This window comes from Microbispora sp. GKU 823 (assembly GCF_002027145.1).
In the GTDB taxonomy this organism is placed as follows: Bacteria; Actinomycetota; Actinomycetes; order Streptosporangiales; family Streptosporangiaceae; genus Microbispora; species Microbispora siamensis.
In genome coordinates this window covers 35,317-57,715 of record NZ_MWJN01000041.1, presented here as the reverse complement: position 1 = coordinate 57,715, position 22,399 = coordinate 35,317, and the positions used below count along the sequence as shown (strand labels likewise).

Below are 22,399 nucleotides of genomic sequence, written 5' to 3'. Positions count from 1 at the left end.
GTCCAGAACTAGTCGTCGCCGGTCAGGGAGAGGGAGCGCAGGCGCTGGCCGGTCCAGACGACGGCGCCGATCGTGACGATGACCATCGCCGGCACGGCGAAGCCGAGCGTCACCTCGGTGGAGAAGAAGGGCGAGGAGGAGACCTGGTCGGCGAGCGACTGGGCCCACTGCTGGATGGAGAACTTCCGCGCGCCGGGCACGTAGCCGCCGACCACGCCCTCCCACACGAGGGCGTAGATCACGCCGACCGCGACCGCGTGCCGGGTGAGCACGCCAAGCAGCAGGAACACCGCGGCGTACGCGACGCCGCCGAACAGCGCCCCGAGGGTGAAGCCGGTCGCGACGCCCGACTCCGAGCCGGCCAGGAGGTAGGCGGCGGCGTAGGTCGAGACGGCCGCGAGCACCGCGACGAGGGAGGCCGCGACCACGAACTTCGTCACCGCGATCACCGGCCGTGAGATCGGCTTGGCCAGCAGATGGATGATCGTGCCGTCCTCGATCTCCGGCGCGATCACACCCGTTCCAGCGATCAGCCCGAGCAGCGGCAGCATCGTGCCGATCGCGAAGCTCTTCATCAGAAGGACGGCCGTCTGCTCGTTCTGGCCGTTGACCAGCCTGAGCAGCGCGGCGAGCGCGACCAGCGCCACCGGCAGCAGAATCAGCAGCCAGATCCGCTTGCGCCCGAGCATGGCCCGGTAGGTGATGTCCGCCACCACCGTGTTCATCGCGTGCTCCCGGAGATGAGGTAGGAGAAGACGCTTTCCAGGTCCTCGTCGGTGGGGGAGACCTGCCACAGGTGTACGGCGAGGTCGCGCGCCATCCGCGGCAGCAGCGCGGTGAAGCGCGCGTAGTCGGTCACCTGGACCTCGACGCCCTGCTCGGTCAGCGAGACCGCGCTGGAGGAGGGGTCGCCGATGAGCGCGGCGGCCAGACGCCGGTCGTCGCTCGACCTGACCCGGAACAGGTGCGGCCGGTCGGCCATGCGGCGCCGGATCTCGCGGTAGTCGCCCGACGCGGCGTGCCGCCCCGCGACCAGGACCTCGATGTGGTGGGCCACCCGCTCGACCTCTTCGAGGATGTGCGAGCTGAACAGGATCGTCCGGCCCTCCTCGCCCATGCGGCGCACGAGGCCCATGAGGTGGAGCCGCTGCCGGGGGTCCATGCCGTTGAACGGCTCGTCCAGGAGCAGCACCTGGGGGTCGTGGACGAGGGCCGCGGCGACCTTGACGCGCTGCCGCATGCCCTTCGAGTACGTCTCGATGCGGCGGCCGGAGGCGTCCGTCATCTCCACCAGGTCGAGGGCCCGCCGGGCCGCGTCGGCGGGCGAGGGCAGGCCGTGCAGCCGGGCCGACGACAGCACGAACTGCCATCCGGTGAGGAAGCCGTACACGGCCTCCTTCTCGGGGACCAGGCCGATCTGCCGGTAGATCTCGTGGTTGTGCCAGATGCGCCGCCCGTCGAGGGTCGCCGTGCCGTTGGACGGCGCGAGGAACCCGGCCATCATGTGCAGCAGCGTCGACTTGCCCGCGCCGTTCGGCCCGAGCAGGCCGGTGACGCCGGGCCCGATCGTCATCGTGACGTCGTTGACCGCCACGACGTTGCCGTACCAGCGGGACACCTGGGCGAGTTCGAGCACGCCCTGGCGGGTGGTCACGGGGGAGCTTGTGGTGGTCACGACGCCGCCTTCCGGTAGCGCAGGAGGACGCCCGTCACGGCCAGGGCGACCACGGCCAGCAGGATCAGGCAGGACGCGATGCCGGGCGGAGCCATCTCTGTGTTGACGGGCTCGGTGCCGAACAGGGCCGACTGGACGTAGTCGACGAGGAAGAACGGGTTGAGGAGCAGGGCCCACCCGGCGAGGGAGTCGCGTCCCGACGAGATCAGCACGCCGGCGAAGATCCCGGAGACGGCGGCGGTGAACATGTAGAAAGCGATCACCGACGCGACGCCGAGACCGCGGCGCGGGGTGAACGACGCGAGGGCGATGCCCACGGAGGACAGCAGCACCGCGTGGAGGACCGCGCCGCCGAGGGCGCCGAGGTAATCCGCGGTGTGCGGCGGCCCGGGCAGGTCCACCAGGAGTTCGCCGACGAACTGAATCGTCAGCGGCACGGCCAGCAGCCCGAACAGCGCGACCGCGAGCGCGGTCAGCTTCGCCAGGACGTAGTCGGTCACGGTCAGCGGGCGGGACAGATACAGCGGCAGCACGCGGAAACGCAGGTCCGGTGCGACCAGGTAGGGCGACTGGGCGGCCAGGAAGACCGCGATCACCGCCTGCATGAAGACCGCGTAGTTCGGATAGGGCATCACGAACTGCTTGGCGAGCGCCATCACGCCGATCGACACGACCGTCGGCATCAGCATGATCGCGACCAGGAGCAGCGGCATGATCTTGGCGCGGATCGTGCGGCCGAGCCCGAACACGCCGCGCAGGCTCTGCACGCCGAGGGCGAGCGTCGCCCTGCCGCGCCCCAGCCGTACGCCGTCGTAGTGGCGGTATCCGATGTCGTGGATGACCGCGGTCGGCTCTGTCGTCATGCCACCGGCTCCTTGAACACGTCCTCGATGCGGCCCCGGCGCTGCTCCAGCCGCAGGAGGCTGAGGCCGAGGTCGCAGACGGCGTCGCGTACGGCGTCGTAGGTGCGGCCGGGGTCGTCCGCGGACACCTGGACCGTCAGCAGCCTGCCCTGCGCGGCGACCGTCTCGCCGCCCGCGGTCAGGCGCTCGGCCAGCCGCTGCTGTCCTTCCTCGACCTCCACCGCGATGGTCTGCTCGGCCCGGGTGAACTCCCGGATCGCCGAGGAGCGCAGCAGCCGCCCGCCGTCGATGACGATGACGTGGTCGCACACCCGCTCAAGCTCGCCGAGCAGGTGGGAGGTGACCAGCACGTTGATGCCGAACTCGGTGCCGACGCGACGGATCAGCGCGAGCATGTCGTCGCGGCCCTGCGGGTCGAGTCCGTTGGTGGGCTCGTCGAGGAACACCAGCTTCGGGTCGTGGACGAGGGCCTGGGCGAGCTTGACCCGCTGCCGCATGCCGGTGGAGTAGCCGCCCATCGGGCGGTAGCGCTCCTCGTCCAGCCCGACGTGGCGCAGGGTGTCGGCGGCGCGCTCGCGGGCGGCCGTACGCGGCAGCCCGGACATCTGGGCCATGTGCACCACGAACTCGGTCGCGGACATGTCCGGGGGCAGGCAGTCGTGCTCGGGCATGTAACCGACGACGCGCCGGATCTCCGGGCCCTGGGTGGCCGTGTCGAGGCCGAGCACCGAGGCGCGTCCGGAGGTCGTCGGGAGCAGGCCGAGCAGGATCTTGATAAGCGTCGACTTGCCCGCGCCGTTGGCGCCCACCAGGCCGGTCACGCCGGTTCCGGCCGCGACCGTGAGGTCGTCGAGCGCCGTGACGCGGGGGAAGCGCTTGGTCAGCCCCTCGGTCGCGAAGCATGGGGTCGCGCTCGCTGTCATGATCCGACCCTACTGGGCGGGACGTCCGCCGGGCCTCCGTCTGATGGAGGAACCCGCCTACGCCTCAGGTATGCCTCTCACGCCCGTTGCCGACCGCCGCCGTACCGGGACCACAGCGAGCGCTGGAGGAACAGCGTCAGCGTGCCGGCGACGACCATCCCGGCGATGTTGACGAGGAGCTGCAGCGCCGAGCCGCCGACCTCGTCCCAGCGCCACAGCGCCAGGGCCACGGCCATGTAGCCGGCCGCGGGGACGGTGGTGACGGAGATGAAGACGCCCACCAGCGCGGAGGACTTGCCCGCCGTGATCGACAGCACCCCGGCCGCGCCGGCCAGCAGCGCCACGATGAACGACCACCGGTCGGGCGTCACGATGAAGCGCACCTCGTCGTGGTGCCGCAGGCTGTCGGGCGTGATCCAGCCGAGGCCGCGCGAGACGAGGGCGCAGGCCAGGGTGACGGCGATCGCGGACGCGAAGCCCACGGCGAGCGTGCGGGCCGCGGTGCCGACGAGCGGCCACCGGCGGCGGAGCAGGCCGAACGAGACGGCCGCCACCGCGCCGAACTCCGGCCCGAGGACCATCGCGCCGACGATCAGGATCTGCGAGGGGATGAGCACGCCGATCGCGGCGATCTGCGTGGCGATGGCGAGGAACGCCAGGAACGCCCACGTGATGCGGCTGTCGAGGGCCACACGCTGCTCGAAGTGGTCCCACACGACCGCGTCGTCGCCCTCGCCCGGTGCCCGCTCCTCCGCCTCGGCGGCGCCTCGGGAGATCGACAGCTCGATCTCCTCGGCCGTGATCGAGCCGTCCCGCTCCAGGCCGAGCGCCTTGAGCTGACCGATGACCGTGTTGGCCGCCTCCCTGGCGACGTCGGCGAGCACGACGTCGCCCTCAGGCCGCCTGGCCGCCTTGGCCAGGAGCACGACGTTCGTGACCCCCGGCGTACGGTCGAGCACCTCGATGACCTGGTCGGTCCGCTGGAACGGGGCGATGACCCGCAGATGCAGCACGGCTGAATCCTAGGTTCTGCGCAGCCGCACCCGTCTGACGGAGTGGTCGGGACCCTTGTGCAGGATCAGGCCGGCCCGGCGGCGGGTGGGGGCGATGTTCTCGACCAGGTTGCGTTCGTTGATCTCCCGCCACACGTTCTCGGCGAACGTGGTCGCCTCCTCCTGTGACAGCGCCGCGATGTGCCGGAAGTAGGACTTCGGGTCGGAGAAGGCCGTACGGCGCAGCTTGTGGAAGCGCTCCACGTACCAGGTGCGGATGTCCTCCATCCGGGCGTCCACGTAGATGGAGAAGTCGAAGTAGTCGTAGACCGCCAGGGCGTCCGGCGGCGCGGGCTGCAGGACGTTGAGCCCCTCGACGAGGAGGATGTCCGGCCGGTCCACCGTCTGCGCCGCGCCGGGCACGATGTCGTACTCCAGGTGGCTGTAGACCGGCGCCTCCACCGAGTGGCGGCCCGCCTTCACGTCGGCCACGAAGCTCACCAGCGCCCGCCGGTCGTAGCTCTCGGGAAAGCCCTTGCGATGCATGATCCCGCGCTCTTCCAGCACCTTGTTGGGGTACAGGAAGCTGTCGGTGGTGATCAGGTCGACCCGGGGGTGCTCGGGCCAGCGGGCGAGCAGCGTGTGCAGCAGCCGCGCCGTGGTCGACTTGCCGACCGCGACGCTGCCCGCGATGCCCAGCACGTACGGCGGGGGCGCGTCCTGCTCCCCGAGGAACGCGCCGACGGCCGCGCCGCGCTGCCGCGAGCCGGTGAAGTGCAGGTTCAGCAGCCGGGTGAGCGGCAGGTAGATGTCGGTGACCTCGGACAGGTCGATCGGATCGTGGACGCCGCGCAGTTCCTCCAGCTCCGCCTCGGTGAGCGTGAGCGGTGTGTTCTTGCGCAGGTCACGCCACTGCTCCCGGCTCAGCTCGACGTACGCGTCCCCATCTGCCACGACGGCAAGCGTAGCCATGGCCTTTCCGCGCCCCCACCCGGGGTCGTGCACAGCCTGTGGACAAAAATCGATGGATTACTTCGGTGCGCGACGGGGAAGAACCTTCGCTCCGTGTCACTGGTCGCGCCGTACGCTGGCGGTGTGATCGTGGGCATCGGGGTGGACGTGGTCGAGGTGGCGCGCCTTGGCGCGGCCCTGGAGCGCACGCCCGCGCTGCGCGGGCGCCTGTTCACCGATGCCGAGTGCGCGCTGTCGCTGGAGTCGCTGGCCACGCGGTTCGCCGCGAAGGAGGCCGTGGCCAAGGCCCTCGGGGCTCCACCAGGCCTGCGGCACCTCGACGCGGAGGTCGTGCGCGGCGAACACGGCCGGCCCGAGCTGAGGATCACGGGCCGGGCCGCCGAGGTGGCCCGCGACCTCGGCGTACGCCGATGGCACGTCTCCCTGTCGCACGACGGCGGCATGGCGGTCGCCTACGTCGTCGCCGAGTCCTGAGCGGGAGCCCTCAACGGGCCGGTGATCGCCATCGCCGACGCGGCAGGCTACCGTCGGACGCATGCGGACCGCCTACACCTCCGACCAGATCCGCTCCGCCGAGCTGGCGCTGATGGCGAGGCTCCCCGAGGGGACGCTGATGGACAGGGCCGCCGCCGGGCTCGCCGCGGTCTGCGCGCAGCTGCTCGCCGGCTCCTGCGGCCGGGTGTACGGCTCGCGCGTCGCGCTGCTCATCGGCAGCGGCGACAACGGCGGTGACGCCCTGTACGCCGGAGCCCGCCTGGCCCGCAGGGGAGCGCGGGTGGAGGCGGTCCTCGCCGGCTCGCGCACCCACGAGGGCGGCCTGGCCGCGTTGCGGCGGGCGGGCGGCCGGGCGCAGCCGTACGAGGCCGCGCGGGCGCGCGAAGTGCTGGCCGGCGCCGACCTCGTCATGGACGGCCTCGTCGGCATCGGGGGCAGCGGGGCCCTGCGGGAGCCGTACGCGACGCTGGCGGAGCTGACCGCCGAGACCGGCGGCCTGGTCGTCGCGGTCGACGTGCCGAGCGGGGTGGACGCGAGCAGCGGACGGGTCGAGGGACCGGCGGTCCGCGCGCACCTGACGGTGACGTTCGGCGCGTACAAGGCCGGCCTGCTGGTCGATCCCGGCGCCGCCCGCGCGGGGTCGGTCGAGCTGGTGGACATCGGCCTGGGGCCCTTCCTGCCGGACCCCGAGGTGGCCGCGCTGACCGGCGACGACGTGGCCGACCTGCTGCCCAGGCCGGGCGCGGAGAGCGACAAGTACCGGCGGGGCGTGGTCGGGATCGCCGCGGGCAGCGACAGGTACACCGGGGCCGCCGTGCTCTCGGTCGGCGGCGCGGTGCGCGCCGGCGCGGGGCTGGTCCGCTTCGCGAGCTCCGCCGAGCCGGTGCGGCTGGTCAGGGCCCGCTGGCCGGAGGCCATCACGACCGTGCTCGATCCGTCGCTGGTGCTGAAGAGCTCGCTGGACGAGGTCGGGCGGGTGCAGGCGTGGGTGCTCGGCCCCGGGCTCGGGACGGGCCCGGAGGCGCACGCGGTGGCCCGCGCCGTGCTGTCCACCGGGGTGCCCGTGCTGGTGGACGCCGACGGGCTGACGCTGGTCGCCAAGGACCGCACGCTGCTGCGCCGGGCCGCCCCCACCGTGCTCACGCCGCACGCGGGGGAGCTGTCGCGGCTGCTCGGCGTGCCGCGCGAGCGCATCGAGGCCGGGCGGCTCGAACACGTGCGCAGGGCCGCCGCCGAGCTGGGGGCGACGGTGCTGCTCAAGGGCTCGACCACGCTCGTGGCGGAGGAGGACAGGCCGGTGCGGGTCAACACCACGGGCACGCCCTGGCTGGCCACGGGCGGCACGGGCGACGTCCTGTCGGGCATCGCGGGCGCCCTGCTCGCCGCCGGGCTGACCGGCTACGACGCGGCCTCGTGCGCGGCGTACGTCCACGGGCTCGCGGCGCGGACGGCCGCCGGAGGCGGCGACGCGGCACGCGGACAGGCGCCGATCGCCGCCCTCGACGTCGCCCAGGCGCTGCCCGAAGCCCTCCGCACGCTCTGACGTGCGGTGTCAGGTTGGGCGCATCCACCCGGGTCCACCTGACACACTGGAAAAATGAGCTTCTCAACGGTGCGCTCCGCGACCCCGGCCGAGGCACGCGTGGACCTGTCCGCCATCACGCACAACGTACGGCTGCTCGCCGAGTCGGCCGCCGGCGCCGAGATGATGGCCGTCGTCAAGGCCGACGCGTACGGCCACGGCGCGGCGCCGGTGGCGAAGGCGTGCCTGGAGTCGGGCGCGACCCGGCTCGGCACCGCGTTCGTCCGCGAGGCGCTGGCGCTGCGCGAGGCGGGGGTCACCGCGCCGGTCATGTCGTGGCTCATCACGCCCGGAGAGCCGCTGGACGCCGCGCTGCTCGCGGACGTCGAGCTGTCGGCCGGCGCGACGTGGGTCGTCGACGACATCGCCGAGGCCGCCCGGCGCACCGGGCGCACCGCCCGCGTGCACCTGAAGGCCGACACCGGCAACTCCCGCGGTGGCGCGACGGCGGCGGACTGGCCGTCTCTGGTCGAGCACGCGCTCGCCGCGCGGGCGAGCGGGGCCATCGAGATCGTGGGCCTGTGGTCGCACTTCGCCTGCGCGGACATCCCGGGCCATCCCTCCATCGAGAGCCAGCTCGCGGCGTTCGAGGAGGCGCTCGCCGTCGCCGACAAGGCGGGCGTGCCGAGCGACGCGATCCGTCATTTCGCCAACTCGGCCGCGACCGTCACGCTGCCGAGGGCGAGGTACGACATGGTCCGCACGGGCATCGCGGTCTACGGCCTGAGCCCGATTCCCGAGCTGGGCGACTTCGGCCTGCGCCCCGCCATGACGCTGACGGCCAGGCTCGCGCAGGTCAAGCGGGCCGCCCCGGGCTCGGGCGTGTCGTACGGGCACCTGTACGTCACGGAGCGTGAGACCACGCTTGGTCTCGTCCCTCTCGGGTATGCGGACGGCATCCTGCGAAACGGGACCAACCGGGCGGAGGTGCTGGCAGCGGGCCGGCGGCGGCGGATCGCCGGGCGGGTGTGCATGGACCAGTTCGTCATCGACCTCGGTGACGATCCGGCGGAAGCGGGGGACGAGGTGATCCTTTTCGGCCCGGGGGACAATGGCGAGCCCACCTGTCAGGAATGGGCGGATTCCCTCGGCACGATTACCCATGAGATCGTGACGAGGATCGGATCCCGCGTGCCTCGCGTCCATACGGACGGACGCTGAGCCGCGGCTGCGAGGAGGGCAGGCATGAGCACACGTCGCAAGGTCGGGATCGCCGGAGCGGTCTTCGGTGCGGCGTCGGCGGGAGTGGCGGCGGCCACGCTCGCCAAGAGGTACGCCGTCGGCCGCATCCGCCTGCGGCCGGACCTGGAGGCGAGTGAGCCCTTCGGCGAGCTGCACGGACGTTCGGTGACGCTCACGACCTCGGACGGCGTGAAGATCCACGCCGAGATCGACGGCGTGGAGGACGCCCCGCTGACCGTGGTGCTCTGCCACGGCTACTGCCTGTGCTCGGACTCCTGGCACTACCAGCGGCGCGACCTGCGCGACTCCTACCGGCTGGTGCTGTGGGACCAGCGCTGCCACGGCCAGTCCGCCCGCGCGATGTCCAGCGACTGCACGATCGAGCGCCTCGGCGAGGACCTCGCGCTCGTGCTGGACGAGCTCGTCCCCGGGCCGTGCGTGGTGGTGGGCCACTCCATGGGCGGCATGACGATCATGGCGCTGGCGGAGCGGCGGCCCGAGCTGTTCGGCGACAAGATCCGCGGGGTGTCGCTGATCGCGACCTCGGCGGGCAAGCTCGCCGAGCTCACCCTGGGCCTGCCCGCCCTGGTCTCCAAGCTCGTCAACCTCGCGGTGCCGCCCGCCGTCTCGATCATGCGCAGGAGCGGCGCGCTGGTCGACAGGGGCCGTGAGGCCGGCACCGACCTGTCGTTCCTGGCGCTGCGTCACCTCGGGTTCGGCGATTCCAAGAACGTCAGCCCGACCGTCGTGGACTTCGTCGAGTCGATGATCAGGGCCACCCCCTCGGAGGTGATCGCCGACTTCTACCCGGCGCTGATGTCGCACGACAAGCTCACCGCGCTCGACGTGCTCAACAAGGTGCCGACCGCGATCATCGTGGGGGAGCGCGACTGGCTGACGCCGCTCGACCACAGCAGGGCGATCGCGGCGGCCGTGCCGACCGCGCAGCTCACCATCGTGCCTGAGACGTCGCATCTCGTGCAGCTCGAACGGCCCGACGCGGTGAACGAGGCGCTGCGCGAGCTGCTGAAGCGGGCGGAGAGGGGAAACGCGTGACCACGGCCGAGTTCCGGGCCGCGACCGCCGAGGAGACGCGGGCGCTGGGCGCGCGGCTGGCCACGCTGCTCGCTCCCGGAGACCTGGTCGTGCTGAGCGGGCCGCTGGGCGCGGGGAAGACGACGCTGGTGCAGGGCGTCGCGGAGGGCCTGAAGGTGCGCGGGCCGATCACGTCCCCCACGTTCGTGATCGCCCGGGTCCACCCGTCCCTGTCCGGCGGGCCGGCGCTCGTGCACGTGGATGCCTACCGGCTGGGCGGCACGCTGGAGGTGGACGACCTCGACCTCGACGCCTCGCTGGAGGAGTCGGTGACCGTGGTCGAGTGGGGCGAGGGCCTGGTCGAGGGCCTGTCCGAGGACCGCCTGGAGGTCCACCTCGAGCGGGACGCCGAGGGCGAGGAGCGCCGCGTACGGGTGACGGGCGTGGGCCCGCGCTGGTCGGAGCTCTCCCTCACCTGAGCACCCTCCCCCTGAGGCACGGAGCCACATAAAGGGCCGCAACACGGACTCTGACGTGCGACAAGGACCTGCGGGGACAAGCCGGGCGTCGTTCGTACGCGATCCAGACCGGTCCGCCGCACAGTCCTTGACGCCTGTCCGCGTTCCTGTGGATCATCGAGACCAAGGAAGATCCTCGGCCATGAGTCGGTAAGGATTTTCTGGGTAAGGGACCGGCGTGGAAGAGGTGTGCCGTTGAGCAGGATCACGCAGGTCGCCGTCGGAGGAGCCTTACTGTTCGGCGCGCTGGGCTGCACCGCGTCGGCCGAGACGGTCTCCACCGACCCCACGATGACGCTGACACCGGCCCTGCCGACGCCGCTCGTCTCGGTCTCGCGGCAGGACGTGCGGGTGGAGGTCGATCCGAAGCGGATCGTCGGCGGGTCGACCAAGAGCATCCACATCACCGCCAGGTGCCCGCTGCCCCAGGGCGGCACCGAGTATCGGGCGACCGCCCGCTCCGACGCCTTCACGGGGCTCGTCACGCTGGTCGCCCCGGCGCCACCGTCGGCCTCCCCGACCGCGACCGTGCCGATGGTGCGCGGCAGCGCGACCATCAGGGCCGGGGCCAAGGCGGGCGGCTACCGTGTGCAGGTGCGCTGCGAGGCCACCAACGACATCGGCAGCGCGTCGTTCAGGATCGTCGCGCCGGAACCCGACCACACCGAGGACCACACGAGGATTCCCACCCGGGCGCCGCACGCGGGCGGCGGCGGCACGGCGGCCGGGGGCCCCGAAGACGACTCGGGCCTGCCGACGGGCGTCACCGTCGTCGTGCTGCTGGCCGCGCTCGGCGTCGGCATCGGCGTGGCCCGCAGGCGCTCCGGAGCCTGACCTTGGCGCTGTCCACCCGGGGGGTGATCATCGCCGGGGTGGTCACCGGGCTCGCGTTCGCCGCCGTCGCCGGCGGCAAGGGGATGACGGACCAGCCCGCCGCCAGGTCCTCCGTCGTCCCCAAGCGGATCGACATCCCGGCGCTGCACCTCAAGGCCCCCCTCATGAAGCTCGGCCTGTCCGACGAGGGCGACGTCGAACTGCCGCCGTTCGACAAGCCGTCCACCGCGGGCTGGTACACCGGAAGCGCCGTGCCGGGCGACCCCGGCGCCTCCGTGATCATCGGCCACGTGGACACCAAGACCGCTCCCGCCGTCTTCTACCGGCTGCGCGACCTGCGTGAGGGAGCGGTCGTGAAGGTGGTGCGCAGCGACGGCAAGACCGCCTCCTACCGGGTCGACTCGGTGGAGCGCGTGCCGAAGGACGAGTTCCCGGCCGAGCGCGTCTACACCGAGGACGGCCTGCGCCTGATCACCTGCGGCGGGAACTTCGACTGGTCGCGGCACGAGTACCGCGACAACATCATCGTCTACGCCTCCCTGATCCGGGCCGCCTGATCCGCGCCGCCTGCCGCAAGGCCGTCCGGCGGGCGCGCGGGCCGCATACGTCGCGGCGACGAGGACGAACGGGTCCGGGGCCGGACCCCGGGTGTGGTCGTCCGCCTCCGCACAGCGACTACGCTTGACCTTCGTGCTTGTCTTGGCCTTCGACACCGCCACTCCCGCCGTCACCGCCGCGCTGTACGACGGCGAGCGCGTGGTGGCGGAGTCGACGACGATCGACGCGCGGCGGCATGGTGAGCTCCTCGCGCCCGCCGTCGAGCAGGTCCTGCGCGAGTCCGGCGCGAGCGCTCAAGGACGTCACCGCCATCGTCGCCGGGACCGGCCCCGGGCCGTACACCGGACTGCGGGTCGGCCTGATGACGGCGACGGCGCTGGCCATGACCGCCGGTGTGCCCGCGTTCGGGGTCTGCACGCTCGACGCCCTCGCGTACGCCGCGCGGGAGAGCGGGCCGTTCCTCGTCGCGACCGACGCGCGCCGCAGGGAGGTCTTCTGGGCGCGGTACGGCGATCCGCGTACGCGGCTCGACGGGCCGCGCGTGGACCGGCCGCACGACCTGCCCGGGGAACTGCCCGTGATCGGCGCGGGCGGCGCCATGTACGCCGACGTGATCGGCGCCGACCGGGTGCGCGGTCCGGAACTTCCCTCGGCGGGAGCGCTCGCGGCCCTGGCGGCCGAGCACCTCGCGACGCTGAGCGAGGAGGAGGCGGCCGAGATCGCGCGGGTGCCCGAGGGACGCGTGGATTCGGTCGAGAAGGCGCGGGAGCTGGCCGTGCTCGGCCCGCCGCGGCCCATCTACCTGCGGCGTCCCGACGCGCAGGTGCCCGGGGCGCCGAAGCGGGTGACGGCGTGACCCGCCGCGGGGACACCCCATGAGGCAGGCCGAGGTCGTGCTGCGCCAGATGACCCACGACGATCTGCCGGTCGTGATGGACATCGAAAGGACCACGTTCCCCGCGGACGCCTGGAGCGAGGCCATGTTGCGTGGCGAGCTGGCCGACCAGCCGCGCACCCGGCACTACGTCGTCGCCGAGGTGGGCGACCGCGTGGTGGGGTACGCCGGGCTGGCGGCGGCGGGTGACCAGGCCGACGTCCAGACGATCGCGGTCCTCGCCGATCACCGGCGCGCCGGCGTCGGGACCGCGCTGATGGACGCACTGCTCGCCGAGGCCGCACGGCGCGGCGCGGTCTCGGTGTTCCTGGAGGTGCGCGCCGACAACCCGCCCGCGCAGGCGATGTACGAGCGGTTCGGCTTTCGGCGGCTGGGCCTGCGGCGGCGCTACTACGAGGACGGCACCGACGCCATCACCATGGTGAAGGACCTCGGGCCAGGACACGAAGATTTGGGGGGCGGAGCATGAGCAGGCGTGACGAGCCGATCGTGCTGGGAATCGAGACGTCCTGCGACGAGACGGGCGTGGGCATCGTCCGCGGCCACACGCTGCTGGCCAACACCATCGCCTCCAGCATGGACGAGCACGCCCGCTTCGGCGGCGTGGTGCCGGAGGTGGCCTCGCGGGCCCACCTGGAGGCGATGACGCCCACGGTCGAGAGCGCGCTGGCCGCCGCCGGGCTGCGCTTCTCCGACATCGACGCGGTCGCCGTCACCGCCGGCCCCGGTCTCGCGGGCGCGCTGCTCGTCGGCGTGGCCGCCGCCAAGGCGTACGCGCTGGGGCTCGGCGTCCCGCTCTACGGGGTCAACCACCTCGCCGCGCACGTGGCCGTGGACCAACTGGAGCACGGTCCGCTGCCCAAGCCCTCGATCGCGCTGCTGGTGTCGGGAGGACATTCCTCGCTGCTCCTGGTGCCCGACGTGGCGCAGGACGTGATCTCGCTCGGGTCCACCGTGGACGACGCGGCCGGGGAGGCGTTCGACAAGGTGGCCCGGGTGCTCGGGCTGCCGTTCCCCGGCGGGCCCCACATCGACCGGGCCGCCCGCGACGGCTCGGGCGCGGCGGTGGCCTTCCCGCGCGGCAAGTACGACGACGGCACCCTCGACTTCTCCTTCTCGGGGCTGAAGACGGCCGTGGCGCGGTGGGTGGAGGCCCGTGAGGCGGCGGGCGAGGCGGTGCCCGTGGCCGACGTCGCCGCGTCGTTCCAGGAGGCGGTCGTGGACGTGCTCACCCGCAAGGCCCTGCAGGCGTGCGCCCGTTACGACGTGAAGGACCTGCTGATCGGGGGGCGGCGTGGCCGCCAACTCCCGGCTGCGGGCCCTGGCCCAGGAGCGCTGCGACGCGGCCGGGGTGCGCCTGCGGGTGCCGCGGCCCGGCCTGTGCACCGACAACGGCGCGATGGTGGCGGCGCTCGGCGCGGACCTGGTGTCGGCGGGCGCGAAGCCCTCCACCCTGGAGATCCCGGCCGACTCGTCGCTCCCGATCACCGTCGTCAACGTCTGATCGCCGCCCCGCTCGCCCTCGCCGGCGACAGGGAGATTCCTCAGTCGGCGTGGCCGCGGGCGGGGCGCAGGAGGACCTCGGCGAGCGCCAGCATGGTCTCCTCCAGCGCGGCGAGCCGCCGGGCCACGTCGCCCCTGGCCGGTTCCATGGCGCGGGTGACCGCGTCCGAGACGGTCTCGGCGATCTGCTCGCGGTCGGGCCTGCTGCGCACCGCGTCCGCGAGGGGCACGACGGCCCCCGCCGCCAGGGTGAGGTCGGCGTTCATGCCCGCGATGGTGGTGCTCATCTCGTCCACCCCGGCGGCGACGTCCCCGATGCCGGCGCTCAGCCCGGCGACGGTCGCGTTCATGCCGTCCACGGCGGCTCCCACGCCGCTCTCCACGGCCTCGATCCGGCCCCCGACCGAGTCCAGCCGTTCGACGACGACGGCCTCCAGCCGCTCGGTGCGCTCGGTGAGCGCGGCGAGGGCCTTGTCGATCCTGGTGAACCGCCCGGCTGCGGCCTCCATGCTCCCCTGGAACTTGCCGAGCCGGTGCGCGAAGTCCGTCATCCGGTCGGCGAGGCCCTGGGTCCGGCCGCCGACCTCGTCCACGTGGTCGCGCAGCAGTTCCATGTGCTGGGCCAGCCCCTCCGCCCAGGCGGGCGCCTGACCGCCATGTCGTCGAGCCGCTGGGTGATCGCCTCGAGTGCCACGCCGAGGCCGCCCAGCTCGCGCTCGCGCACCTCGCGCAGGAGCCACTCCATGCCCTCCAGCCGCTGGCGGATCTCGTCGAGCACGGCGCCCTGCGTCCGCTGCTCGTAGACGTGGTCCTGGGCCGCCCGGGCGAGCAGTTCACGCATCCGGTCGGAGATGGCGGTCTGGCTGCCCGCCTGGAGGAGGTTGTGGCTGGAATGCTCCACCGAGAATGCTCCTTCACTCGCCGAAACGTCGGTTCGGCCCGGTCTCGCGCAGATGAACGAACAGGCGGCACGCCCGACGGCCAACTTTAGGCCCTGACCCGCGGCCATCAGGCGTGGAATGAGAAAGGCGGTAATTGCTGGTGAATTGTTCCTGTTTCACCCGTTCGCACTGGTCACGGGCCGGCAGAGCAGGGCGAACGGCCGTTCCTCGATGCGGGTGAGCACGATCACGGCGGAATCGTCGCCGGAAAGCCGCAGATCCTTGCGCAGCCGTTCGACGTCGACGGCGGAACCGCGCTTCTTGATGGTGACCGCGCCGACGCGCCGTTCGCGCAGCGCCGCTCTCAGCCGTTTGAGCGAGAACGGCATGACGTCGGTCACCTCGTAGCAGGGCGCCCAATCCGTGCGTACGAGACGGTCACTCGTGACGTAGGCGATCCGGGGATCGAGGAGGTGCCCCGACACGAGGGCGGCGACCTCGGCGACCAGGTGGGCCCGCACCGCGGCGCCGTCGGGTTCGTAGAGATAGCGGCTCACCGGCCCGGTCTCCGCCTCCGCGCCGGACGCCGTGAGCGTGGCCCCGGACGGCAGCAGGGTGGCGCGCCGGCCGCCCGCTCCCATTCCGGTCCAGATCGCCGCCTCCTTGACCTCGCCGCGGTACGACACCCACTCGGCTTCGGCGCCCTCGGGGATGAACTCGTACGGGATGCCGGGGGCCACCTTCAGGCAGGCCGCCGGGGCGCGGGCCACCAGGTCGAGCACGACCGGCCACGTGGGGGAGTACGCCATCGGGTCGAAGGTCCGTCCCCTCGCCCCCCTTCTGGCGGGGTCGGCGAACAGCAGGCCGTATCCGCCGGGGTCGGCCAGCGCGGCGTCGCCCGTCCGTACGCCGACCAGGGAGGACAGGCCGAGCGCCGCCGCGTTGGCCCGGGCGATCTCCGCGGTCAGCAGGTCGAGGTCCACGGCGTCCACCGGGCAGCCCGCCCTGGCCAGCGCGAGGAGGTCCCCGCCGATGCCACAGCAGACGTCCAGCACGGCAGGGCCGCCCTCCGGCCCTCCGGCGGCCCGGATCCTGGTGGCGCGGTGTGCGGCGACCTCGGGGCGCGTGGCCTGCTCCAGCCCGTGCGGGGTGAAGTACATGACCGCGGCGTCGGGGCCGAACTTGACCTCGGCCCGCCGCCGCAGCGACGCCTGGGTGAGCGCCGCCGCCGCGAGGTCCGCCGGGTGGCTCTTGCGCAACGCGCTCGCGGCGGCCACCGGGTCGGCGCCGTCGGCGAGTATCTTCACGGCCTCGTCCAGGGCCCCGCGCCCTGCGGGCGTGATCAGCATGCGGAAGGCGTCCAGGTCCACGCCCGCGACGCTACCGCCTGCCCGGCGCGCACGTCGGTGGGCGGTCAGCAGGAGCCGACGTCGCCGAGCGAGGTGAGCAGCTTGCAGAGCAGTCCGGACAGCCGCTCCCGGTCCTCGTCGGTGAGGCCGGACAGCAGCCGCTCCTCGTTGGCCACGTGGCCCTCCAGCAGCGCGTCGACGACCTCCCGGCCCTCGTCGGTGAGGGTGATCAGGACCATGCGGCGGTTGGTGGGCGAGACCTCCCGGTGCACCAGGCCCCTGGCGACGAGGCGGTCCACCCGGTTGGTGAGCGCCGCGGAGCTGACCATCGCGGCCGTGGCGAGGTCGCTCATGCAGAGCCGGTGATCGGGGTTGGACCGGAAGAGAGTCGCGAGCACGTCGAACTCCCACGGTTCCAGGTCGTGCCCGGCGAAGTACTCCTTGATGCCCTTCTCCAGCAGCCGGGACGCGCGGGAGATCCGCCCGGCCACTCCCATCGCCGAGCAGTCCACGTCCGGACGCGCCCGCGCCCACTGGCCGAGGATCTGGTCGACGGCGTCGTTCGCGCAGGTGGCGTTCGTGAGGTCGTCGTTCGTGAGGGTGTCGTTCATAGCGCGCGGCCTGGGTCCTCCACGCCGCTCCTCCTCCCCTCGTCATCGTAACCGACACTTCGACGTTGAAATGTGAGCCGGGCGTGGGGTACCTTCTCCGTCGAACAGTAAGGCATCGAAGTATTCGAGGTGAAAGAGATGAAGGTCCTGGTGCTCGGTGCGACGGGGTACATCGGTTCCGCGCTGGCGGAGCGCCTCGCCGAACGCGGCCACGAGGTGGTCGCGCTCGTCCGGCCGAGGGCCCGCGACACCGCCGTACCGGGTGAGGTGCGCCACGGCGACCTCCACGAACCCGAGACGCTCAGGAAGGCCGTGACGCCGGACATCGACGTCGTCGTGCACGCCGCCAACCCCGTCGGGGACGAGGAGGTGGATGTCGCGGCGATCGAGGCGCTGGCCGGAGGGGGCGCGCGGCTCGTCTACACCAGCGGCGTCTGGGTTCTCGGCACCACGACCGAGGCGGCGGGCGAGGACGCGCCGGTGAACCCCATAACCGCCTCCCGCTACCGGCCGCGCGTGGAGAGGCTCGTGCTGGACGCGGGCGGCGTCGTCGTCAGGCCCGGCATCGTGTACGGCCGGGGCGCCGGCATTCCCACGGTGCTCACCGCCCCCGGGCAGGAGGACGGCCGGTACGTCCACGCGGGCGGCCCGGTGCCGACCTGGGCGACCGTGCACGTCGACGACCTGGCGGACCTGCTCGTGCTCGCGATCGAGAACGCGGCGCCGGGGAGCCTCTTCCACGCCGTCGCCGAGGAGGCGGTGAGCGTCGCCGACGTGGCGGCGGCCGCGGGCCGTACGGGGAAGGCCGTGCCGTGGCCGATCGACGAGGCGAGCGAGGTGCTCGGCCGCCCGTTCGCCGAGGGCCTGGCCCTGAGCCAGGTGGTGAGCGGCGACCTCGCCAGGAAGGTCCTCGGCTGGGAGCCGAGCCGCCCCGGCATCGTCGACGACGTCCGCTCCGGCTCGTACGCCTCCCGAGACTGAGGGCCGCCGGACCGGCCCGTGACGTCGAAGTCCGGATCCCGCCGGGGCGGGGTCCGGGCCAAGCGTCCTTTAAGCTCCGAACGCGATCATGCCAAGAGCACCCCAAGACCGGCTCTCTAACGTCGTCGGCACAAGCACAGCACGACGAACGAGGAGAGACGAGCATGCACAGGATCATGCGACTGGGTGCGATCGCGGCGGTGGCCGCCGCGCTGACGGCCTTCGGTGGCCCGGCGCTGGCCGAGACGACGACGGTGATGACGAACTCGACCTCCGTCCTCCCGGAGAGCCAGGGCTATGTGAAGGTGCAGTGCCCTTCGACGATCCCGTATCCGGTCACGATCCGGGCCTCGTCCTCCGTCAAGGACTCGTACAACTCCCAGTATCTGAACTACAAGGAGATCGCCGTCGCCGGGCGTGAGGTGAAGGTGAATTTCACCAACTCCCAGTCGAAGAGGGACGCGCACTCGGTCAACATTCCGGTGAAGGTCGAGGTGCTCTGCTCGGACGTGCCGCACGAGCCCCCGACAGGCCTGGAACTCATGCAGCGCGCCGACATCGCGCCGGGCGTCGACGCAGCGGTCACCGTGAGCTGCCCGCCGGCCTATCCGCATGTCACTCGTTACGAGGAGCGGCACTCCACCGGGGTCGACGTCGTCGACGTCCAGCAGAACGGGCCGACGTACTTCGTCGGCTACCAGAACACCGACTTCCTGCACACCGCCTCGGCCACCCTCTACGTCACCTGTTCCGCGTAGTCGCCCCCTCGCTCCCTCCGGAGGGCGCCATGGTGACGCCGGCGCGGCGGACGGCTGAACGGGCGATCTCGGGCGCGTTGCCGCCGGATGCGTCTGACCTGCGATGCCGGTTCGTGTTGACTGTCACGCGCCACTTGCATACTGTTTCGTGTTGGCACTCTCCCATCGAGAGTGCCAACAGCGACGAGACAGGTCTGACACCCGCGACGGCAGGCCGCTGGTCGCCTCTTCAGCTCATTCATCGCAATCTGAAGGGGAGGTCCGATCGTGACGACCGCCACCAAGGTTCCCGTTAAGCCGCTTGGCGACCGCATCGTGGTCCAGCCGCTTGAGGCCGAGCAGACCACCGCCTCCGGCCTGGTCATCCCGGACACCGCCAAGGAGAAGCCGCAGGAGGGCCGTGTCCTCGCTGTGGGCCCGGGCAACTGGGACGAGGACGGCGAGAAGCGCATCCCGCTCGACGTCAAGGAGGGCGACGTCGTCCTCTACAGCAAGTACGGCGGCACCGAGGTCAAGTACGGCGGCGAGGAGTACCTGGTGCTCTCGGCCCGCGACGTGCTCGCCATCATCGAGAAGTAGGCCGCGCCGGCTTGTGGAGCCCCGGGACCATGCGCCCGGGGCTCCGCGCGCTCACAAGGAGACCTGAATGCCGAAGATCCTGGAGTTCGAAGAGGACGCGCGGCGCGCTCTCGAGCGTGGTGTGAACGCTCTCGCCGACGCCGTCAAGGTGACGCTCGGCCCCCGCGGCCGCAACGTCGTCATCGACAAGAAGTTCGGTGCCCCGACGATCACGAACGACGGTGTGACCATCGCTCGCGAGGTCGAGCTGGACAAGCCGTACGAGAACCTGGGCGCCCAGCTCGCCAAGGAAGTGGCGACCAAGACCAACGACATCGCGGGCGACGGCACCACCACCGCGACCGTCCTGGCCCAGGCCATGGTCCGCGAGGGCCTGCGCAACGTGGCCGCCGGCGCGCAGCCGCTGGGGCTCAAGCGCGGCATCGACAAGGCCGCCCAGGCCGTCAGCGAGCGGCTGCTCGCCAGCGCCCGCCACGTCGAGGACAAGAAGGAGATCGCCAACGTCGCGACGATCTCCGCGCAGGACGCGAAGATCGGCGGCCTGATCGCCGAGGCGTTCGACAAGGTGGGCAAGGACGGTGTCATCACCGTCGAGGAGTCCAACGCGATGGGCCTGGAGCTGGAGTTCACCGAGGGCCTCCAGTTCGACAAGGGCTACCTGTCGCACTACATGGTGACCGACTCCGAGCGCATGGAGGCGGTCCTCGAGGACCCCTACATCCTCATCACCCAGGGCAAGATCTCCTCCATCGCGGACTTCCTGCCGCTGCTGGAGAAGGTCGCCCAGAGCAAGCGCCAGCTGCTGGTCATCGCCGAGGACGTCGAGGGCGAGGCCCTGGCCGTCCTGGTGACCAACAAGATCCGCGGCACCTTCACCTCCGTCGCCGTCAAGGCCCCCGGCTTCGGCGACCGCCGCAAGGCCATGCTGCAGGACATCGCCATCCTCACCGGCGGCCAGGTCGTCAGCGAGGAGGTCGGCCTCAAGCTGGAGCACGTCGGCCTCGAGGTGCTCGGCACGGCCCGCCGCGTCGTGGTCAACAAGGACACCACCACGATCGTGGACGGCGCCGGCGACGCCCAGGCGATCGAGGACCGCGTCCGCGAGATCAAGGTCGCGATCGAGCAGTCCGACTCCGACTGGGACCGCGAGAAGCTGCAGGAGCGTCTCGCGAAGCTGGCCGGCGGTGTGTGCGTGCTGCGCGTCGGCGCCGCCACCGAGGTGGAGCTGAAGGAGAAGAAGCATCGCCTCGAGGACGCGATCTCCGCGACCCGCGCCGCGATCGAGGAGGGCATCGTCTCCGGCGGTGGCTCCGCGCTCGTGCACGTGTCCAAGGAGCTCGACGACCTGGGCCTGACCGGCGACGAGGCCACCGGTGTCTCGATCGTCCGCAAGGCGCTGATCGAGCCCGCCCGCTGGATCGCCGAGAACGCGGGCATGGAGGGCTACGTCGTCACCACCAAGATCGCCGCGATGAACGTCGGTGAGGGCCTCAACGCCGCCACCGGCGAGTACGGCGACCTGGTGGGCCAGGGCGTCATCGACCCCGTCAAGGTGACCCGCTCGGCCGTGCAGAACGCCGCGTCCATCGCCGGCATGCTGCTCACCACCGAGGCCCTCGTCGTGGACAAGCCCGAGGAGGAGGCTCCGGCCGCCAACGGCGGTCACGGCCACGGCCACGGTCACGGCCACTGATCCGCGCCTTCCGCGCATCGCGCCCCGCGCCCGCCCGCAAGGGTGGACCGCGGGGCGCACCGCTTTTCCGCCCTTTGCCCGTTCCGCGCGGACGGGCCGTCGCGGGCGAAGCCGGGCCGAAGGCAATGCGAACGACCGGCACGCTTCTTTTTCCCTGTCAAGCCGTCCGGCGTATATCTCTCTTTTTGGGCATTCCGGTTGGAATGTTCCAACGGAAGAGTGATCAGGTGATTACCGAACGTTATCGCCGCGTCAATGTGACCAATCCGTAGCCGTTAACCATGACGACATGAACGATCGCGACGGGCATCATGCCTAACGTGACCGAGGGATGCGTCGCCGACGCCGCAACTGGGGTAAGGCTTGCGACGAGATCGGATGAGCCCGACCTCAGGGAACTGACCAGCCTTGCCGTAAAGGGAGATCGCACCGCGATCGAATCACTGCTGGGACACCTGCGCCCGATGGTGGTCCGCTACTGCAGGGCTCGACTGGGCAGGGTGTCCGGTCAGTATCACATCGCCGACGACGTGGCCCAGGAGGTGTGCATCGCGGTGCTGTCGGCGCTGCCGCGCTACCGCGACATGGGCCGCCCGTTCGCCTCGTTCGTCTTCGGCATCGCCTCCCACAAGGTGGCCGACGCGCTGCGCAGTTCGGTCCGCTCGGCCGTGCCGACGCAGGACCTGCCGGACGGGCCCGACGAGGGCCCCGGGCCGGAGGAGACGGTGGTGCGCTACATCGAGGCGCAGCACGCCCGCGACCTGCTCGCCCGGCTCCCGGACACGCAGCGCGAGCTTCTCATTCTGCGGGTGGTCTCGGGCCTGTCCGCCGAGGAGACGGGTAATGTACTCGGCATGTCACCAGGTGCCGTCCGGGTCGCGCAGCATCGTGCGCTCGCCAGGCTCCGGCAGCTGGCCGAGCTGGAGTCGATTGCGTGACCACGAAACGTCGTCGTACGGCTCGCCACCTCGGGTCGTACGGCGATGCCGACGTGGAGGGCGACGTAATGCGGACGGACGCCGTCCTCGACGCGCTCGCCCGCCGCGAGCCGGTCGGCGGTACGGACGCCGCCATCCGGCTGCTCGGCGCGCTCGTGGCCGACGTGGACAGTCAGCGGCTCTCCTCCGTGTCGATCACGCCGTCCACGTAGCCCCGGGCGTACTCCCAGCTGACGTAGTCGGCCGGATCGGGCTGGTAGGCCGGCTCGTGCACCTGCGGCCGGCCGTTGTCGATCATCTGGCGCAGGTTGCCGCGCAGCAGGTCCCAGTCGAAGTAGTGTTGTTCGCCGCACTCCGGGCAGTCGAGGACGAGCCCGAGCACGCCCTGGGGTTCGAGCAGGGAACGGAAGACCTCCACGTCGGCGAGATCGGTCAGCGCCTCGTCGCGTTCCGCGAGCGTCAGCGGCTCCACGTCGTCGGGCGCTCCAAGCTCCGCCGCGGGGTCGTTGGGGTCATCCGCGAACGGGTCGCGGGGGACGTCTTCCAGCACGCATCCCACCTTATGACCACGGCCCCCTCCAC

The 22,399-nt window shown here is 71.8% G+C and carries 25 protein-coding genes and 2 pseudogenes; 16 read left to right on the top strand and 11 right to left on the bottom strand.

Going from position 1 to position 22,399, the window contains the following annotated elements:
• Positions 1-8 precede the first annotated feature (8 nt).
• The 6 genes from B1L11_RS22135 to coaA all read right to left on the bottom strand — a co-directional run bounded on the left by B1L11_RS22135 (position 9) and on the right by coaA (position 5,425).
• On the bottom strand, positions 9-725 hold the full coding sequence (locus B1L11_RS22135; RefSeq protein ID WP_079316244.1) for an ABC transporter permease subunit: 717 nt from the start codon (positions 723-725) through the stop codon (positions 9-11).
• The gene (locus B1L11_RS22130; RefSeq protein ID WP_256862781.1) at positions 722-1,675 is read right to left on the bottom strand and encodes an ABC transporter ATP-binding protein; all 954 of its coding nucleotides are present in this window, start codon (positions 1,673-1,675) and stop codon (positions 722-724) included. Before B1L11_RS22130 ends, B1L11_RS22135 begins: the two co-directional genes overlap by 4 nt.
• Positions 1,672-2,538: an ABC transporter permease gene (locus B1L11_RS22125; protein WP_079316243.1), complete on the bottom strand. Its 867-nt coding sequence runs from the start codon at positions 2,536-2,538 to the stop codon at positions 1,672-1,674. Before B1L11_RS22125 ends, B1L11_RS22130 begins: the two co-directional genes overlap by 4 nt.
• A complete protein-coding gene (locus tag B1L11_RS22120) occupies positions 2,535-3,461 on the bottom strand; it encodes an ABC transporter ATP-binding protein (protein WP_079316242.1) in 927 nt (308 codons plus the stop codon). Before B1L11_RS22120 ends, B1L11_RS22125 begins: the two co-directional genes overlap by 4 nt.
• Before the next feature lie 77 nt (positions 3,462-3,538).
• Entirely contained in the window at positions 3,539-4,474 is a 936-nt protein-coding gene (locus B1L11_RS22115) for a DUF389 domain-containing protein (RefSeq protein WP_079316241.1), read from the bottom strand.
• 9 nt (positions 4,475-4,483) lie between these two features.
• Positions 4,484-5,425, bottom strand: a complete 942-nt coding sequence (gene coaA / locus B1L11_RS22110) for a type I pantothenate kinase (protein WP_079316240.1) — start codon at positions 5,423-5,425, stop codon at positions 4,484-4,486.
• 93 nt (positions 5,426-5,518) lie between these two features.
• Here coaA and B1L11_RS22105 point away from each other — a divergent pair, with 93 nt between their 5' ends.
• The 10 genes and pseudogenes from B1L11_RS22105 (at position 5,519) to tsaD (ending at position 14,028) form a co-directional block, all read left to right on the top strand.
• Entirely contained in the window at positions 5,519-5,899 is a 381-nt protein-coding gene (locus B1L11_RS22105; RefSeq protein ID WP_256862780.1) for a holo-ACP synthase, read from the top strand.
• A 61-nt stretch (positions 5,900-5,960) separates the two neighbouring features.
• Entirely contained in the window at positions 5,961-7,463 is a 1,503-nt protein-coding gene (locus B1L11_RS22100) for an NAD(P)H-hydrate dehydratase (RefSeq protein WP_079316239.1), read from the top strand.
• Between the two features lie 54 nt (positions 7,464-7,517).
• Positions 7,518-8,663 carry an alanine racemase gene (gene alr, locus B1L11_RS22095; protein WP_079316238.1) on the top strand — a complete coding sequence of 382 codons (1,146 nt, stop codon included), beginning with the start codon at positions 7,518-7,520 and terminating at the stop codon, positions 8,661-8,663.
• Positions 8,664-8,687: 24 nt separating this feature from the next.
• Positions 8,688-9,740 (top strand): alpha/beta fold hydrolase, encoded by a 1,053-nt coding sequence (locus B1L11_RS22090; RefSeq protein ID WP_079316237.1) that lies wholly within the window; start codon positions 8,688-8,690, stop codon positions 9,738-9,740.
• Positions 9,737-10,198 (top strand): tRNA (adenosine(37)-N6)-threonylcarbamoyltransferase complex ATPase subunit type 1 TsaE, encoded by a 462-nt coding sequence (gene tsaE, locus B1L11_RS22085; RefSeq protein WP_079316236.1) that lies wholly within the window; start codon positions 9,737-9,739, stop codon positions 10,196-10,198. Before B1L11_RS22090 ends, tsaE begins: the two co-directional genes overlap by 4 nt.
• Before the next feature lie 234 nt (positions 10,199-10,432).
• On the top strand, positions 10,433-11,071 hold the full coding sequence (locus B1L11_RS22080; RefSeq protein WP_143737448.1) for a hypothetical protein: 639 nt from the start codon (positions 10,433-10,435) through the stop codon (positions 11,069-11,071).
• 2 nt (positions 11,072-11,073) lie between these two features.
• A complete protein-coding gene (locus B1L11_RS22075) occupies positions 11,074-11,628 on the top strand; it encodes a class F sortase (protein ID WP_079316234.1) in 555 nt (184 codons plus the stop codon).
• A 133-nt stretch (positions 11,629-11,761) separates the two neighbouring features.
• Positions 11,762-12,485 (top strand): annotated as a pseudogene (gene tsaB, locus B1L11_RS22070) (tRNA (adenosine(37)-N6)-threonylcarbamoyltransferase complex dimerization subunit type 1 TsaB).
• Between the two features lie 19 nt (positions 12,486-12,504).
• On the top strand, positions 12,505-12,993 hold the full coding sequence (gene rimI, locus B1L11_RS22065; RefSeq protein WP_256862779.1) for a ribosomal protein S18-alanine N-acetyltransferase: 489 nt from the start codon (positions 12,505-12,507) through the stop codon (positions 12,991-12,993).
• A pseudogene (gene tsaD, locus B1L11_RS22060) lies at positions 12,990-14,028 on the top strand (tRNA (adenosine(37)-N6)-threonylcarbamoyltransferase complex transferase subunit TsaD). Before rimI ends, tsaD begins: the two are co-directional and overlap by 4 nt.
• Positions 14,029-14,068: 40 nt before the next feature.
• On the opposite strand, the gene B1L11_RS22055 reads toward tsaD, so the two are convergent.
• The 4 genes from B1L11_RS22055 to B1L11_RS22040 all read right to left on the bottom strand — a co-directional run bounded on the left by B1L11_RS22055 (position 14,069) and on the right by B1L11_RS22040 (position 16,868).
• Positions 14,069-14,641 carry a hypothetical protein gene (locus B1L11_RS22055; RefSeq protein ID WP_143737447.1) on the bottom strand — a complete coding sequence of 191 codons (573 nt, stop codon included), beginning with the start codon at positions 14,639-14,641 and terminating at the stop codon, positions 14,069-14,071.
• A complete protein-coding gene (locus B1L11_RS22050; protein ID WP_079316232.1) occupies positions 14,575-14,928 on the bottom strand; it encodes a hypothetical protein in 354 nt (117 codons plus the stop codon). Before B1L11_RS22050 ends, B1L11_RS22055 begins: the two co-directional genes overlap by 67 nt.
• 156 nt (positions 14,929-15,084) lie before the next feature.
• Positions 15,085-16,278: a class I SAM-dependent methyltransferase gene (locus B1L11_RS22045; protein ID WP_218671250.1), complete on the bottom strand. Its 1,194-nt coding sequence runs from the start codon at positions 16,276-16,278 to the stop codon at positions 15,085-15,087.
• 44 nt (positions 16,279-16,322) lie between these two features.
• Positions 16,323-16,868 carry a MarR family winged helix-turn-helix transcriptional regulator gene (locus B1L11_RS22040; protein WP_079316231.1) on the bottom strand — a complete coding sequence of 182 codons (546 nt, stop codon included), beginning with the start codon at positions 16,866-16,868 and terminating at the stop codon, positions 16,323-16,325.
• A gap of 138 nt (positions 16,869-17,006) precedes the next feature.
• Between B1L11_RS22040 and B1L11_RS22035 the strand changes: the two genes are divergently transcribed.
• The 6 genes from B1L11_RS22035 (at position 17,007) to B1L11_RS45470 (ending at position 22,029) form a co-directional block, all read left to right on the top strand.
• The gene (locus B1L11_RS22035; RefSeq protein ID WP_079316230.1) at positions 17,007-17,849 is read left to right on the top strand and encodes an NAD-dependent epimerase/dehydratase family protein; all 843 of its coding nucleotides are present in this window, start codon (positions 17,007-17,009) and stop codon (positions 17,847-17,849) included.
• 164 nt (positions 17,850-18,013) lie between these two features.
• Entirely contained in the window at positions 18,014-18,607 is a 594-nt protein-coding gene (locus tag B1L11_RS22030; protein ID WP_079316229.1) for a hypothetical protein, read from the top strand.
• A gap of 264 nt (positions 18,608-18,871) precedes the next feature.
• On the top strand, positions 18,872-19,186 hold the full coding sequence (gene groES / locus B1L11_RS22025) for a co-chaperone GroES (RefSeq protein ID WP_111699864.1): 315 nt from the start codon (positions 18,872-18,874) through the stop codon (positions 19,184-19,186).
• 67 nt (positions 19,187-19,253) lie between these two features.
• Entirely contained in the window at positions 19,254-20,879 is a 1,626-nt protein-coding gene (gene groL / locus B1L11_RS22020) for a chaperonin GroEL (RefSeq protein ID WP_079316228.1), read from the top strand.
• A 311-nt stretch (positions 20,880-21,190) separates the two neighbouring features.
• Positions 21,191-21,817 (top strand): sigma-70 family RNA polymerase sigma factor, encoded by a 627-nt coding sequence (locus tag B1L11_RS22015; RefSeq protein WP_139573620.1) that lies wholly within the window; start codon positions 21,191-21,193, stop codon positions 21,815-21,817.
• Positions 21,814-22,029, top strand: coding sequence for an anti-sigma-D factor RsdA (locus tag B1L11_RS45470; protein ID WP_143737446.1), 216 nt, complete (start codon positions 21,814-21,816; stop codon positions 22,027-22,029). The genes B1L11_RS22015 and B1L11_RS45470 overlap by 4 nt, the downstream gene beginning before the upstream one ends.
• On the opposite strand, the gene B1L11_RS22010 is transcribed toward B1L11_RS45470, so the two are convergent.
• On the bottom strand, positions 21,990-22,367 hold the full coding sequence (locus B1L11_RS22010; protein ID WP_030508386.1) for a DUF5319 domain-containing protein: 378 nt from the start codon (positions 22,365-22,367) through the stop codon (positions 21,990-21,992). The genes B1L11_RS45470 and B1L11_RS22010 overlap by 40 nt on opposite strands.
• Positions 22,368-22,399 lie beyond the last annotated feature (32 nt).